The organism is Actinomadura roseirufa, from assembly GCF_900659635.1.
GTDB classification, from domain to species: domain Bacteria; phylum Actinomycetota; class Actinomycetes; order Streptosporangiales; family Streptosporangiaceae; genus Spirillospora; species Spirillospora roseirufa.
Genome location: NZ_CAACVB010000035.1, coordinates 33,627 through 48,192, shown reverse-complemented (window position 1 = coordinate 48,192; position 14,566 = coordinate 33,627). Strand labels below are relative to the sequence as shown.

Genomic DNA, 14,566 nt, shown 5'->3' with positions numbered 1-14,566 from the left:
CGATCTCGGCGAACTCCGCGGCCGACCGGGCGGCCTGCCGGACGGCGAGCGCCAGCGCCCGCTCGTGCAGCGCGCGGGCCTCGGCGAGGTCGCCGGTCAGCAGCGCGACGCGGCCGAGACAGCCGAGCCGGTAGGCGACGTCGGGCCACATCCGCAGCTCCTCGGCGAGCCGCAGCTCGGCGCGGCGGAGCCGGCCGGCGGCCTCGTGGTCGCCGGTGACCTCGGCGTGCCGGCTGAGGACGTCCCCGGCCTCCAGCCGTCCCCAGTCGTCCCCGAGGGCGGTGAACAGCTCCAGGCTCTCCGTGCCGTCCCGCCGCATCCCGTCCAGATCACCGTGGCCCATGAGCATCTTGGCGCGGGTGGCGAGCGCCGCCGCGGTGCCCCACCGGTCGCCGTGCGCGCGGAACACGGCGAGCGCGCCGTTGACTCGCGCCTCGTTCGCGGCCAGGTCGCCGTACGGCCAGTGGACGTGGCTGAGGAACCACTCCGCCTTCGCGCGGGCGAGGCCGTCCGCCTGGGCGTACGCCTTCAGCGCCCCTTGGCGCAGCTCCTCGGAGTCGGTGCCTTCACCGGACGCCATCGTGATGCCCGTCAGCCACATCCGGGCTTCCATCAGCCTGGCCCTGGTAATCGGAGCCGGATCGGCGTCCGGGATCGTCAAGGCCGTGCCGAGCGCGCGCCGGGCCTCTCCGAACCGTCCACGCAGGTACCAGTACCAGCCTTGCGCGTTCACCAGCCGTAGGGCGAGGTCTCCCGAGCTGAGACGGTCCGAGGCGTGCTCTAGGGCCGCACCCAGGTTGGCGGTCTCCTGGTCGAGTCGCTCAAGCCATCGGCACTGCTCCGGCCCGCGGAGACCGTCCGCGGCGCGCTCCACCAGGCCCGTGTAGTACAGGACGTGCCGCCGCCGTACCTCGTCCGCCTCTCCGGACTCCTCCAACCGCTCAAGGCTGTAGGCGGCGACGGACTCCAGCAGGCGATAGCGGTCCCCGGCGCGGACGGCGAGGGACCGGTCGACGAGCCTGGCCAGCACGTCGACGCCGGCGCCGCCCACCTCCTCGGCGGCCTCCAGCGTGCAGCCGCCCGCGTGGACGGCGAGGCGCCGCAGAGCGACCCGTTCCGGGCCGGTGAGCAGGCCCCAGCTCCAGTCGATCGTCGCGCGGAGCGTCTGCTGCCGCGCGGGCCCGCCGCGGCGGCCGCCGGCGAGGACGCGGAACCGGTCGTCCAGCCGCGCGGCCAGCTCCTTGACGCCGAGCGCGCGGACCCGGGTCGCCGCCAGCTCCAGCGCGAGCGGGACGCCGTCCAGCCGCCGGCAGATCGACGCGACCCAGGGCGCGGACGCCACGTCCAGCGCGAACCCGGGCGCCGCCGCGGCGGCCCGCGCGACGAACAGCCGGACCGCCGCAGACTCCGCCAGCACCTCGGGCGCGGTGCCGTGGCCGGGCAGGTCCAGCGGCGGGACGATCTGCAGCCGCTCGCCCGCCAGGCCCAGCGGCTCCTGCGCCGTCACGAGGATCCGCAGCCCCGGCGCGGCGGCCAGCAGCCGTTCCGCCAGCTCGGCGACGGGATCGAGGACGTGCTCGCAGTTGTCGAGGACGAGCAGGGTCCGGCGGGCCCGCAGCGCGTCCGCGAGCCGCTCCACCGGGTCGCCGGAGCCGTCGCCGTCGCGCAGCCCGAGGACGCGCGCGGCCTGCTCGGCGACCTCCGCCGCCGTCTCCGGGCGCCCGGAGGCCAGCTCGACGACCCACACCCCGTCGGGGTGGTCCTCGGCCGAGCGCGCGGCCGTCTCCAGGGCCAGCCGGGTCTTGCCCACGCCCCCGGTGCCCGTGAGGGTCACCAGCCGGTCGGACGCCAGGAACGCGCGGGCCCGGCGCACCGCGTCCTCGCGTCCGATCAGCTCCCCCAGCGGGACGGGCACGCGCGGCGCGGCGGGCAGAGCCCCTTCCCGGGGCGTCTCTTCCCGGGGTGCCTCGGTTCCCCGGTGAGCCCGCGGCGCCGGCGGGTCCAGGGACGGATCTTCGTCGAGCATCGCCTGGTACAGCGCCACCAGCGCCGGGCCCGGGTCGATGCCCAGCTCGTCGGCCAGGCGTTCACGCAGCTCGTGGTAGGAGGCGAGGGCCTCACCCCGCCGCCCCGACCGGTACAGGGCGCGCAGGTGGGCCGCGCGCAGCCGTTCCCGGAGCGGATGCCCCGCGACGGCCGCGGCCAGCTCGTCCACCACCTGCGCCGCCACCCGCCCGGGAGGCCCTGCGGATTCGCCCGGGGCGAGCCGTGCCTCGGCGCGCTCCTCCAGCGCGGTCAGCCGCCGTTCCTCCAGGCCCGCGGACGCGGCGCGCGCGAACTCCGCGTCGGTGAATCCGTCGAAGGCGGGCCCGCGCCACAGCGCCAGCGCGTCCCCGAGGAGGCGCGCCTTCTCCGCCGCGTCCGCGCACTCCCCGGCCCGGACGGTGAGCGCCGCGAAACGTCCTGCGTCAACGGCGTCCGGCGGGACGTCCAGCACGTAGCCCGTGGGACGCAGCGCCACCAGCGCCCGGCCACCGGGCTCGGCGCCTTCCAGGACGCCGCGGAGCTGCGACACCCGCGCCTGGAGCGTCCCGGTGGGGTTGCGGGGCGGCCGGTCGCCCCACAGCGCGTCGATCAGCCGGTCGGCGGAGACGGGCCGTCCCGGGTCGGTGAGCAGGCCCTCCAGCAGGACGGCCAGCAGCGTGCGGACCTTGGGCTCGGGGACGGTGACGGCCTCCCCGCCGTCCGCCCGTACCGTGAGCGGCCCCAACACCCCGAAACGCACGAAGACCAGCGTAATCAACGCTACGGACTGCTCCGAAGCGTTTCCGTGGCGGCGGGCGCGAGGGTGATGGACGAGGGAACACCGAGCACCAGAAACACCCAGCACCAGAAACACCGAGCACCAGAAACAAGCACCAGAAACACCGAGAACTCAGGAGCAACGCGATGTCGAGATCACCGGTGACGGTCGTCGGCCTGGGCCCGATGGGCGCGGCGATGGCGGCCACCTTCCTGCGGAGCGGCCACCCGGTCACGCTGTGGAACCGGACGGCGGCCAAGGCGGCGCCGCTGGTGGAGCAGGGCGCGACCCTCGCCGCGACGCCCGCCGAGGCGCTCGCCGCGTCCGAGCTGATCATCATCAGCCAGACCGACTACACGGCCATGTACGACTCGCTCGGCGGCGCGACCGGCGCGCTGAAGGGCCGCGTCCTGGTCAACCTGGGCTCCGGGAGCCCGAACGAGCTGCGCCGTGCGAGCGACTGGGCGTCCGAGCACGGCGCGGACCTCCTGCCGGGTGGGATCATGGTCCCGCCGCCGGGCATCGGCCGGCCGGGCGCGTACGTCTTCTACAGCGGGTCCGAGAGCGTCCTGGACCGGCACCGCGAGACCCTCGGCGAGCTGGGGGACGCCACCTACGTGGGGACGGACCCGGGCCTCGCGATGCTGTACTACCAGGCCCAGCTGTACCTGTTCTGGTCCACGCTCTCGGCGTTCATGCACTCCATCGCGCTGCTGGAGACCGCCGGTGTCTCCGCCGAGCAGTACCGGCCGTTCGCGAGCGACCTGGTGGGCAGCCTGGCGAGCGACGGCCCGATGGGGTTCCTGCGCATCATGGCGGAGGAGATCGACGCGGGCGTCTCCCCGGGCGGCGCCAACAGCCTCCGGATGCAGGCGGTCGGCGCCGACCACGTCATCGAGGCCGCCCGCGAGGCCGGGATCGACGTCGCCGGTCCCACCGCCCTCCGGAACCTCTTCTGGCGCGCCGTCGACGCCGGTGAGGGCTCCAACGGGCTCGCCGGGGTCATCCAGGCGATCCGGACCCCGGAGACGGCCGCCTCCTGACCCGTCCCGCCCCCGTAAACCGGTTGACCTTGATCTTGGTTGAGGTTCTAGGGTCGGGGACGGCCGGTGAAGGCCGAGCCGGAGACGAGGGACGGAGACGGGGACGGTCATGGCGGGGGCACACGGCGGGCAGGACGGCTCAGCACAGGACGGCTCAGTACGGGGTTATGTGAAACCCGGGTTCGAGAGTGTCCGGGACGTGTTCGCCTCGGGGCGGCCCGGGGTGAACGCGGCGCTGGCCGTCCACGTCGGCGGTGAACGCGTCATCGACGTGTGGCGTGGGCCGGACCAGCGCGAGGACAGCATCATGAGCGTGTACTCGGCCACCAAGGGCGCCTCGGGCATGGTCCTCGCGGTGCTCATCGACCGCGGCCTGGTCGACCCGGACGCGCCGGTCGCGCGCTACTGGCCCGAGTTCGCGGCGGGCGGCAAGGAGGACGTCACCGTCCGCCTGCTCGCCTCGCACCAGGCCGGTCTCGTCAACGTGGACGGCGGGTTCACGTTCCCCGAACTGCTGGCGCACGCGCCGCTGGCCGAGCGGCTGGCGGCGCAGGCCCCGCTCTGGGAGCCGGGCACCGCCCACGGATACCACGCCCTGACGATCGGCACGCTGCTCGACGAGCTGGTCAGGCGGGTGACCGGCCTGCCGCTGGGAGAGTTCTTCCGCCGCGAGATCGCCGAGCCCTACGGCGTCGACTTCTTCATCGGGCTGCCCGAGGAGCAGGAGCCGAGGATCGTGCCGGTCAAGCCGCTCGGCCTCGGCGCGGACGGCCCGCCGCCCGCCGGGCTGCCGCCGTTCTTCCTCCGGGCGATGAACGTCGACCCGCGGGCCGGGGCGTCCGGCCCGCGCGGTGACCTGCCGGGCATGCGGGAGTTCCGCGCGGCGGGCGTCCCGTCCATCGGCGGTTTCGGCAGCGCGCGGGGCCTCGCCGCGCTGTACGCGGCCGTCCTGCCCGGGGACCGCGCGCCGCTGATCGGCGAGGAGACGATCAGGACGGTGACGGCGGTGCAGGCGGCGGGCCAGGACGTGGCGCTGCCGTTCCCGACGTCCTTCGGGCTCGTCTTCCACGTCCCCGCCCGGTACGCGGGACCGGCGTCGTTCGGGCACGACGGGGCGTCCGGGGCGCAGGCGTACGCCGACCCGTCCCGCGGCGTCGCCTTCGGCTACGTCGTCGACACCCCGCTCGGCGGCGGCGCCGACCCGCTGACCGGCGAGCTGAGCACCGCGATCGCCGAGGTCGTCGGCTGACCGCCGAGCACCGTCCCCGGCCGGGCCCAGTGCGCGACCCACGGCGACGGACTGACCAGCGCGTCCGATCGCCAGCCTGAACCGGTGGGCTCAATTGGTTGGGGCAACCGGCGGGCTTACTGCGCGGGCTCGAATGGGGGCTCGGACGGCTGGCTCGGACGGCGGGCTCATACGGCGGATTCAGTTGGTGGGCTTGGCGAGCGGGCTCGGATGGCGGGCTCGAAGAGAGGGCCCAGACGGTGGGCTCAGTTGGTGGGCTTAGCGAGCGGGCTTAGCGAGTGGGCTCAGTTGGTGGGGTCGGAGGGGGCCAGTGGGAGGCGCATGATGAAGCGGGCGCCTCCTGGGGCGTCGGCGAGGGAGAGCGTGCCGCCGTAGATCTCGGCGATCTCGCGGGCGATGGGCAGCCCGAGCCCGGTGCCCTGCGGGTCGCGGCGGCGGGACTCGGCGAGCCGCGCGAACCGCTCGAAGACCCGGTCGCGCTGGTCCGGCGGGATGCCCGCGCCGTCGTCGGCGACCGCCAGCACCGCCCGCCCCGCCTCCCGCGCCACGACCACCTCGATGCGTGACTCTGCGTGCCGCTCGGCATTGCTCAGTAGGTTGCCGAGGACGCGGGCCAGCCGCACCCGGCTCGCGTGGACGACCACGCCGGGCTCCGTCCGGGTCGTGATCAGCGCGGTGTCCGGGCGGCGCTCGACCTCCCGGCGGGCCAGTTCGGCGAGGTCGACGGTCTCGACCGGAAGCGGCGCGCGGGCGTCCAGCCGGGACAGCTCCAGCAGGTCCACGACGATGTCGTTGAGCCGTTCGGTGTCGCGCAGCGCCGAGCGCACCATCGTCCGCCAGCCGCCGCCCTCCGGTTCGGTCAGCGCGACCTCCAGCCGGGTGTGCAGGCCGGCGATCGGGTTCCGCAGGTCGTGTGAGGCGTCGGAGATGAACCGGCGCTCCCGGTTCGCCGCCTCCTCCAGCCGTCCGAGCATCGTGTTGACGGCCTCGGCGAGCCACTGGATCTCACCGCCGGTCTGTGGGACGAGGACTCGCTGGTCCAGGCCGCCCGCACTGAGCGCGTCCATCTCCCCGCGGATGCGGTCGACCGGTGCCAGCGCCCGCCCGACCGTGTGCCACGTCCACCAGGCGATCAGCGCGAGCAGCGCCGCCAGGATCAGCGCCATCGCCAGCGCCAGCAGCCACGCGCTCGCGAGCCGCGGCATCGGCGAGGCCGCGAGGACCATCACCCCGGTGCCGTAGGGGGACGTCCGGAGCCGCAGCCCGAACACCCACACGCACTCGTCGAGGAAGCGCGGGCACGCCCTTCGGTCGACGAGCATCTCCCCGGCGGCCAGGTCGGCGTGCACGATCGGCGGGCGGCCGGCGATCGCCTCGCTGGCCGCCAGGACCCGCCGGCCGTCCGCGCTGACGACCTGGAGCATCGGCGACTCGCCGTCCGCCGGGTTCAGCGTGCCGCCGCTCCGGCCCTGGACGATGTCGAACGTGACCCGCTCAAGGGTGGACTCGGCGGTCTCCTCGACCTTGTTCACCGCCCAGTCCCGCAGGAGCAGCATGCACAGCGTGAACGACAGCAGCAGGATCAGCCCCGCGACGACGGTGGTGAGGAGCGTCGCGCGGCCCCGGACCGAGAACACGAGCCGTCTCCACCATCGGCGGAAGCGCCGCCGCCCTCGTGCGTCCCCGCTCCGCACAGCCGATCCCCCGAGTCCGGGGACCGTTACGACATGTGATCGCCCCTTACTCAGGGTAACTGTTCTTCTTTGGGGGGCGGGTGGACGGCGGGCGGGGCAGTCCGCCGGAGAGCCGGGGGGCGTATAGGCGCAGGTCCAGGGCACAGGACGGTCCCGTGAGACCTAGGGGTTTCATGGGGAGCATGGGCAGGATGGGGAGCATGGAGCTTGTGGAGCGTGAAGAGATCCTGGTCGTGGGCCGGGCCGTCCGGACGACCAACGAGGCCGAGGCCGACCCGTCCCGCGGCCTCCTGGCGGGCCTCTGGGCCCGCGCGGGCGCCCCGGGCGCGTTCGACCATGTGGGATCGCGGAAGGACGCGCGGCTCTACGCCGTCCTGACCGACTACGAGAGCGACCATCACGGCGCCTACACGCAGATCGTCGGTGTGGCCGTGTCCGATCTCGCGGACCTCCCGGAGGGGCTGGTCGTCGTCCGGGTGCCCGCCGCCCGGTGCCTCAGGCTGGAGGCGCGCGGTCCCATGCCGGGTGCGCTCATCGACGCCTGGCAGGTGGCGTGGGACCACACCGATCCACCGCGCGCGTTCACCACGGACCTTGAGATCCACGGTCCGGACGGCGCGGACCTGCTCCTGGCCGTCCGCTGAGAGGCCGGTATCCCCGGTGTCCAGGAGGGCGATCCGCCGTGGGAGCGAGGCGGGTCAGGATGACGTGGGGGTGAGGAGGATCCAGACGTGGCCGTACGGGTCGCGGAGCATCGACTGACGTGCGCCGTAGACCATGTCCGTAGGCGGTGAGAGCAGCTCCGCGCCCGCCTCCACGGCCTGCGCGGTCAGGGCGTCCACGTCCGGCACGTAGACGTGCAGCCCGACCGACGGCGCGCCCGCGGGGGTCGAGAACGGTTTGTGCGCGTCGCCGAGCATGAGGGTCGAGCCTTGCACGCTGATCTCGGCGTGCGAGATGCGCCCGTCCTCGTCCTCCAGCCTGAACAGCTCGGACGCCCCGAACGCGGCGGCGTAGAACGTGATCGCCTCGGCGGCCCCGTCGAGCATGATGTGCGGGATGACGGCCTGCTTGTAGTGCTCCGGGATCTCCATGCCCCCAAGCTAGGCTCCGCCGATCTCTCCGAGGTCGAGCCCCGCTCGCGTCCCATGGCGCCGGAGCCCATTGCCGGAGCCGATCGCCAAAGCCCCGGTCCGCCCTCACGAGGGCGGGCCGGGGACCCTGTCAGCGGCTCGTGTCAGTTCATGTCTCTGTACTTCATGTCGGTGACTCCATCCGTGGGGCGTGCCGACGGCTCAGGCCGCCTGTTCGGGCGGCTTCGGGTCGGCCGCTCGGGTCAGCGGCCCCGGTTGAGCTGCCGGGTGGGCAGCTGCCGGGTGTTGCGCCGGTTGCCGACGAAGGCCGCCGACCTGACATCGGTGTTCTTGCGCTTGCCCTTCTTTTTGGACTTCGCGAAGGGATCAGACGAGTGAATGGCACGCATGAACAAACCACCTCCGGGCACGTTCGAATTCGGCCACGCCGGGCCGAGAAAGGGGGACGGCGATGTGAAAAAAGGGTGAAGGGGAAGGCCGGAGGGCACGCCGACGGCACCGGTCGCGACCTGGTCGGACCACGGAACCGCGATGACGGAGCCGCGATGGCGCACCCGTCGTGACGGGGCTGCGATAGCGGGACCGAGACGGGTTCGCCGTGCGGGGAGTGCGCCTCTGGCGCGGAGAGCGGGAGCGGGCCGCGGTGCTACCGCGGCGGCTCGACCGGGAAGAATCAAAGCTTCATGCGTAAGAGTTAGCCATAATGGCCCCGGCCGTGTCAAGTCGTTAATTGTCTTCGCTCGTGAAATCCGAAAGAGGGTGGGCGGAGGGACGGGGCCGAGGCGCGATCGAAGGCGCCGTGCGGGACGGGCGCGGGCGGTAGCGGATCCGGAGTCGCGGCGCGCCGGATGGCGCGAAGTGTGGGGTACGTGTCGTTGACGCCATGTTCATGAGGGGTCAACCTGGGGGGCATGCAGCGGGTCGCCTTCCTTATCTATGACGACTTCCAGATGCTCGACCTGACCGGGCCGCACGAGGTGTTCTCGTTCACCGGCCGGTACGAGTGCGTGGTCGTGGCGCCGCGGGCGGGGCTCGTCCGCTCGAGCGGCGGACTGTCCGTGCACGCCCCGCACGGGGTCGCCGACTTCCCGCCCGGCACCGTCGACACCCTCGTGGTCGTGGGCGGGAACGGCGTCGACCAGGCCCGCCACGACCCGGCGCTGCTCGGCTGGGTCTCGGCGGTCGCGAGGAAGGCACGGCGGCTGACGTCGGTGTGCAGCGGCGTGATCCTGCTCGCCGCCGCCGGGCTGCTGGACGGGTGCCGGGTCACCACGCACTGGGGTCGCGAGGAGCAGCTCCGCGCCGAGTTCCCGGAGCTGGTCGTGGACTCCGACCCGATCTTCATCCGGGACGGCCGGGTGTGGACGTCGGCCGGGGTCACGGCGGGCATGGACCTGGCGCTGGCGCTGGTGGAGGCCGACCACGGCCGGGAGACGGCGCACAAGGCCGCGCGGGAGCTGGTGCTGTTCCTGCGCCGGCCGGGCAGCCAGTCGCAGTTCAGCGTGCCGCTGTGGTCGGCGCCGCCCGCCTCCGACCCGATTCGCGCGGTCCTCGCCTCGATCCAGGCCGACCCGGGCGCCCGGCACAGCATCGCCGACCTGGCCGCGGACTCGGGGCTCAGCGTGCGGCACCTCCAGCGCCGGTTCAGCGCGGAGGTCGGCGTCCCGCCGGCCGCCTACGTCGAGCGGGTCCGGATCGAGGCGGCGCGGCGCGCGCTCGCGGAGGGCGACGAGCCCGTCGCGACGCTGGCCCGCAGGCTCGGTTTCGGGACGGGCGAGACGCTGCGCCGCGCGTTCCACCGGAACGTGGGCGTGGCCCCGTCCGACTACCGGGCGCGTTTTCAAGGGATGAAGGAGTTCGCATGACCACCTACGGGTTGATGATCTGTGAGGACGCCGAGGAGCTCGACTTCGCGGGGCCCTGGGAGGTGTTCTGCGCGTCGGCGGCGGTCCGCGAGTCCGGCGACGTCGTGGTGTCGATCGCGGAGGAGGCGCGGCCCGTCCGATTCGCCAAGGGGCTGCGTGTGCTGCCCGACCACACCTTCGACGACCATCCGGAGCTGGACGTCCTGGTCGTCCCGGGCGGGCGCGGTCCGGCCGAGAAGCAGGTGTCGAACCCCGCCGTGACCGGGTGGATCGCGAGGACCGCTCCGCGCGCCGCGTGGGTGACGGGGGTGTGCACCGGTTCGATCCTGTTGCACGCGGCGGGTCCGGCGCGTGGGCGCCGGGTGGCCACGCACTGGGCGGCGGAGGAGTTTCTGGAGAAGCGGGGCGAGGTCACCGTCGTCCGCGACGCCCGCTATGTCGTTGATGGGAACCTTGTCACGAGTCAAGGTGTGTCCGCGGGCATCGACATGGCATTGTGGCTGGTCGGCCGTATTCACGGCCGTGACCACGCGAGGGCGGTGCGCCGCTACATCCAGTACGAGCCCGCCCCGCCCTACCTGGCCGACGAGCCCGTCTGAGGGCCGCGCGGCACTGACGGGAGCAGGTTCGATGACGGTGCTGGGGCGTCTCGCCGGCCGGGTGCTGGGACTTCCGGAGGTGAGCACACCCGATACCGGTGTGGCCCACGACGTGTGCGTCCCCATGTCGGACGGGATAATCCTCGTCGCGGACGTGTACCGCCCGCGCGGAACGGGCCCGCTGCCCGCGGTGCTGGTGCGCACCCCCTACGGCAAGCACGCCGCGGACGTGCGGCTGCTCGCCCGCGTCCTCGCCCGGCGCGGGTTCCAGGTCGTCGTGCAGAACACCCGCGGCGTGTTCGGGTCGGGCGGCCGGTTCCGCGCCTTCCACGACGAGCGCGCCGACGGGCTGGCCACCCTCGCGTGGCTGCGCGATCAGCCGTGGTGCGACGGGCGGGTCGCGGTCGCCGGGGCGAGCTACCTCGGGTTCGCCGGGTGGGCGATGGCGCCGTACGCGGACCCGCCGCTGGCGGCGATGGGCCTCGGTATCACCGCCTCCGAGTTCGTCAGCTCGTTCTATCCGGGCGGCGCGCTCGCCCTGCACAACACGCTGGTCTGGTCCTCGATGCTGGGCACGCGGGACGGCGCGCGGCTCGGCGGCCTGGCGCCCACTCCGCTGCACGACCGGCGGGTCCGGCGCGCGATGCGGCACCTGCCGGTGGGGGAGGCCGACGTCGCCGCGATCGGACGGCCCGAGCCGTTCCTGCGGGAGGTCACCGCGCACGCAGAGGGCGGTGGCTCCGGGGACGACGGCTTCTGGGACGAGACCGACCACAGCGGCGCCGTCGCCAAGACGGCCTCGCCCGCCAGCTTCGTGGCGGGCTGGTGGGACCTGTTCCTGCGCGGGCAGCTCCGCGACTTCGCCGCCCTCCAAGAGGCCGGCCAGGAAACCCGCATCACTATCGGGCCGTGGGGGCATGACGCACGGGCGCTCCGCGCGATCCTCGCCGACCAGGTGTCGTGGCTGTCGGCCCACCTTCAGGGCGATGCGGCGGAGCTCAGGCGCGCGCCCGTCCGGCTGTACCTCCAGAAGGCCGGACGGTGGCTGGACTTCGAGCAGTGGCCTCCGCCGGAGACGAAGCCCACCTCGCTCTACCTCAGCGATGGCCTGTCCTGGGATCCGCCCGCCGATCTGGAGCCCGTCAGCTTCACCTACGACCCCTACGACCCGACCCCGTCCGTCGGCGGCCCGCTGCTGTCCCCGGGCAAGGGCGGCCAGCGCGACAACGGCCGGATCGAGCGCCGCGACGACGTGGCCGTCCTCACCGGCCCGCCCCTGACCGGCGACCTCGACCTGATCGGCCCGGTGTCCGCGACCGTCCACGTCCGGACGAGCACCGGCCACGGCGACCTGTTCGTGCGGCTCTGTGACGTGGACGAGCGCGGGACGTCCCGGAACGTCACCGACGGGATCGTGCGGCTGGCCGACACCGGCGAGGCCGGGCGCGCCGTCCGCGCCGAGGTCGAGCTGCACCCGACCGGCTACCGGTTCCGCCGCGGTCACCGGCTCCGGGTCGTGCTGGCGGGCGGGGCGTTCCCGCGCTTCGCCCGCAACCACGGCACCGGCGAGCCCGCGGGCGCCGCCGTCGCTTCCCTCCGGACCCGCTTCGAGATCCTGCGGGACCCCGCGCACCCGTCCGCCGTGGTCCTGCCCGTCTGGGGCTGAGCGGGTCAGTCCGCCTGAGCGCCGGTCCCGGGGTCGCTCTCCGGATCGGCCTCAGGGGCGGACTGAGCGTCGGCCCCAGAGGCGGCCTCCGCCGCCGCGCGCCGCTCCTCGTACTCCTTCAGGACCTTCTTCCGCGCGCGCTTGGAAAGACGGTCGATGAAGACCTTGCCCTCAAGATGGTCGGTCTCGTGCTGGAGACACCGGGCCAGCAGCCCCGTCCCCTCCACCGTCAGCGGCTCGCCGGTCAGGTCGAAGCCGTGGACGGTGGCGTGGTCGGGCCGGGCCAGCGGCGCGTACGGACCGGGGACCGACAGGCACCCCTCGTCCCCGTCGTCCAGGCGCCGGTCCTCCAGCGCGGGCAGCTCCAGGACGGGGTTGACCACGACGCCCTTGTGGTGCTCGCCGTCCTCGTCCGGGCAGTCGTACACGAAGATCCGCAGGTCGACGCCGACCTGGTTGCCGGCCAGCCCGACGCCCTTCGCCGCGTACATGCTGGCGAACATGTCCTCGGCCAGCTCCGCCAGCGCCGCGTCGAACTCCTCGACCGGACGGCATGGCCGGTGCAGGACCGGAGTCCCCACCAGCGTGATCGCCCGTACCCGTCCCGCCATGTCTTTGCCTCCCGCCAGCGCACATCCAGCACCCGTGACCCTATGGCAGCACCGCGACCTTATGGCCCGGAGCGCCGTTCCGCCGCCCCCGACCTGCGCCACTGTGCGTGTCCCGCTCGTCGCACATAGTCAGCCGCTCGTCGACGCGGGCCCGGGAAGCGCCGCCGGGACGGCGAGGGGCTCGCTACGTTCGTCTCATCCACCGGACGACCGGCGCGAACCGCTCCGAAAGGAGCGGACCGCTTCGGGGGGAGCGGCAGGCCCGGCTACGAGGCCGCCCCGGTCGCTCCGGTGGAACGGGGGGAGAGGGGCCGCTTCGGGGGAAGTGGCCCCTCCGTCCGTTGACCCGGGGGCATTGGCCCGGGGGCCGTCGTCGACTCGGGGGCGGTCGCCAGCCCCAGGGGGGCCGTCAGCAGCCGCGGCGGTGGCGGGGCGCCGCGGCGTCGATGACCGTGAGCAGCTCCCGCAGCGACTCCCGCTGCTCCGCCGAGAGCGGCGCCAGCACCTCCCGCACCGCCTCCCTGCGCATCCCCGCCATCCGCTCGCGGACCGCCCGTCCCTCCTCGGTCGCCTCGACGAGCAGCGACCGGCGGTTGGCGGGATCGGGGGCACGGGTGACGAGTCCCGCCGATTCCAGGGCGTCCACCAGCGTCGTCACCGAGCGCGGGACGATCCCGAGCCGGTCGGCGAGATCGACCATCCGCAGCGGCCCGCCGCCGACGACGACCCTGAGGGCGCGCGCCTGGGCCGGGGTCAGACCGAGCGGGGCGAGCTTCTCCGACTGGTGCCGGCGCATCCGCCGGGCGGCCCGCAGGAACAGATCGGCCACATCGTGATCCTGCCCGTGCGCGCCCTGCCCGTGCTCCGCCTGCTCCTGCTCTGGCTGCCCGTGCTCTGCTTGCCCGTGCTTCAACTGCTCGTGCTTCAACTGCCCGGGGCCGGCTGGGACGTTGTCCATATAACCGAGCCTAGCTCATAGTTCAAGGGAATGATTATGAGCCAAGCTCAGTTAGCCTTGGGGACAGCCCCCGGAAGGAGCCGCCCGTGCCGTCACCGGACACCCGGAAGCCCGATCCTCACGAGCACGATCACCGGACGAACGATCCTCAGGACAGCGAGACCCGGAAGAGCGAGCCCCAGAGAAGCGAGACTCAGAGAAGCGACGTCCGGCGCGTTCTGCGTCTGTTCCGGCCCTACCGCGGCCGGCTCGCCGCGGTCGCGCTGCTCGTCGCGCTGTCCTCGCTCGTGGGGCTCGCGTCGCCGTTCATGCTGCGGCACATCCTGGACGTCGCGCTGCCGCGCGGCCGGACCGGGCTGCTGACCCTGCTGGTCCTCGGCATGATCGCCGTCGCGGTCGTCACCAGCGCCCTCGGCGTGCTGCAGACCTACATGTCCACCGGCGTCGGCCAGCGGGTCATGCACGACCTCCGCACCGCCGTCTACGCCCACCTCCAGCGGATGCCGCTCGCGTTCTTCACACGGACCCGCACCGGCGAGGTGCAGTCCAGGATCGCCAACGACATCGGCGGCATGCAGTCGACCGTCACCTCCACCGCGACCTCGCTCGTCTCCAACTTCACCTCCGTCACCGCCACCGTCATCGCGATGCTCGCCCTCGACTGGCGGCTCACGCTGGTCTCGCTGGGCACGCTCCCGCTGTTCGTGTGGATCAGCCGCAGGGTCGGCCGCGAGCGGCGCCGGATCACCTCCCGGCGGCAGCGGCAGATGGCCGCGATGTCGGCCATCGTCGAGGAGTCGCTGTCGGTCTCGGGGATCCTGCTCGGCCGCACGATGGGCCGCTCCCAGGCGCTGACCGACCGGTTCGCCGCCGAGTCCCGCGGCCTGGTCGACCTGGAGATGCGGGCGAGCATGGCCGGGCGCTGGCGGCAGTCGACGATCCAGATGGTCATGTCGGCGATGCCCGCGCTCGTCTACTGGGCCG

12 protein-coding genes and 1 pseudogene are annotated in these 14,566 nt (G+C 73.5%); 7 read left to right on the top strand and 6 right to left on the bottom strand.

The window, feature by feature from the left end:
• On the bottom strand, positions 1-2,785 hold a 2,785-nt coding region (locus E1291_RS10880), incomplete at its 3' end, for an AfsR/SARP family transcriptional regulator (RefSeq protein ID WP_131737630.1).
• A 164-nt stretch (positions 2,786-2,949) separates the two neighbouring features.
• On the opposite strand from E1291_RS10880, the gene E1291_RS10875 reads away from it, so the two are divergent.
• Together E1291_RS10875 and E1291_RS10870 are read left to right on the top strand one after the other, a co-directional pair.
• Positions 2,950-3,846 (top strand): NAD(P)-dependent oxidoreductase, encoded by an 897-nt coding sequence (locus E1291_RS10875; protein WP_131737629.1) that lies wholly within the window; start codon positions 2,950-2,952, stop codon positions 3,844-3,846.
• 109 nt (positions 3,847-3,955) lie between these two features.
• A complete protein-coding gene (locus tag E1291_RS10870) occupies positions 3,956-5,095 on the top strand; it encodes a serine hydrolase domain-containing protein (RefSeq protein ID WP_131737628.1) in 1,140 nt (379 codons plus the stop codon).
• A gap of 284 nt (positions 5,096-5,379) precedes the next feature.
• Here E1291_RS10870 and E1291_RS44580 read toward each other — a convergent pair whose 3' ends face one another.
• The gene (locus E1291_RS44580) at positions 5,380-6,732 is read right to left on the bottom strand and encodes a sensor histidine kinase (protein WP_278045248.1); all 1,353 of its coding nucleotides are present in this window, start codon (positions 6,730-6,732) and stop codon (positions 5,380-5,382) included.
• Positions 6,733-6,989: 257 nt separating this feature from the next.
• Between E1291_RS44580 and E1291_RS10860 the strand changes: the two genes are divergently transcribed.
• Positions 6,990-7,433: a GyrI-like domain-containing protein gene (locus E1291_RS10860; protein WP_131737627.1), complete on the top strand. Its 444-nt coding sequence runs from the start codon at positions 6,990-6,992 to the stop codon at positions 7,431-7,433.
• 54 nt (positions 7,434-7,487) lie between these two features.
• On the opposite strand, the gene E1291_RS10855 is transcribed toward E1291_RS10860, so the two are convergent.
• Entirely contained in the window at positions 7,488-7,883 is a 396-nt protein-coding gene (locus E1291_RS10855) for a VOC family protein (RefSeq protein ID WP_131737626.1), read from the bottom strand.
• A 242-nt stretch (positions 7,884-8,125) separates the two neighbouring features.
• The gene (locus tag E1291_RS41910; protein WP_165495061.1) at positions 8,126-8,272 is read right to left on the bottom strand and encodes a hypothetical protein; all 147 of its coding nucleotides are present in this window, start codon (positions 8,270-8,272) and stop codon (positions 8,126-8,128) included.
• A 522-nt stretch (positions 8,273-8,794) separates the two neighbouring features.
• Between E1291_RS41910 and E1291_RS10850 the strand changes: the two genes are divergently transcribed.
• The 3 genes from E1291_RS10850 to E1291_RS10840 are packed head-to-tail and all read left to right on the top strand — an operon-like array spanning position 8,795 to position 12,013.
• Positions 8,795-9,748, top strand: a complete 954-nt coding sequence (locus tag E1291_RS10850) for a GlxA family transcriptional regulator (protein ID WP_131737625.1) — start codon at positions 8,795-8,797, stop codon at positions 9,746-9,748.
• Complete coding sequence (locus E1291_RS10845) at positions 9,745-10,347, top strand: DJ-1/PfpI family protein (RefSeq protein ID WP_131737624.1); 603 nt, start codon at positions 9,745-9,747, stop codon at positions 10,345-10,347. Before E1291_RS10850 ends, E1291_RS10845 begins: the two co-directional genes overlap by 4 nt.
• A gap of 31 nt (positions 10,348-10,378) precedes the next feature.
• Positions 10,379-12,013 carry a CocE/NonD family hydrolase gene (locus tag E1291_RS10840; protein WP_207400668.1) on the top strand — a complete coding sequence of 545 codons (1,635 nt, stop codon included), beginning with the start codon at positions 10,379-10,381 and terminating at the stop codon, positions 12,011-12,013.
• A gap of 5 nt (positions 12,014-12,018) precedes the next feature.
• On the opposite strand, the gene def is transcribed toward E1291_RS10840, so the two are convergent.
• Positions 12,019-12,624: a peptide deformylase gene (gene def, locus E1291_RS10835; RefSeq protein WP_131737623.1), complete on the bottom strand. Its 606-nt coding sequence runs from the start codon at positions 12,622-12,624 to the stop codon at positions 12,019-12,021.
• 409 nt (positions 12,625-13,033) lie between these two features.
• Entirely contained in the window at positions 13,034-13,582 is a 549-nt protein-coding gene (locus E1291_RS10830) for a MarR family winged helix-turn-helix transcriptional regulator (protein WP_131737622.1), read from the bottom strand.
• A gap of 308 nt (positions 13,583-13,890) precedes the next feature.
• Here E1291_RS10830 and E1291_RS44575 point away from each other — a divergent pair.
• A pseudogene (locus E1291_RS44575) lies at positions 13,891-14,526 on the top strand (ABC transporter transmembrane domain-containing protein); the annotation flags it as partial.
• Positions 14,527-14,566 lie beyond the last annotated feature (40 nt).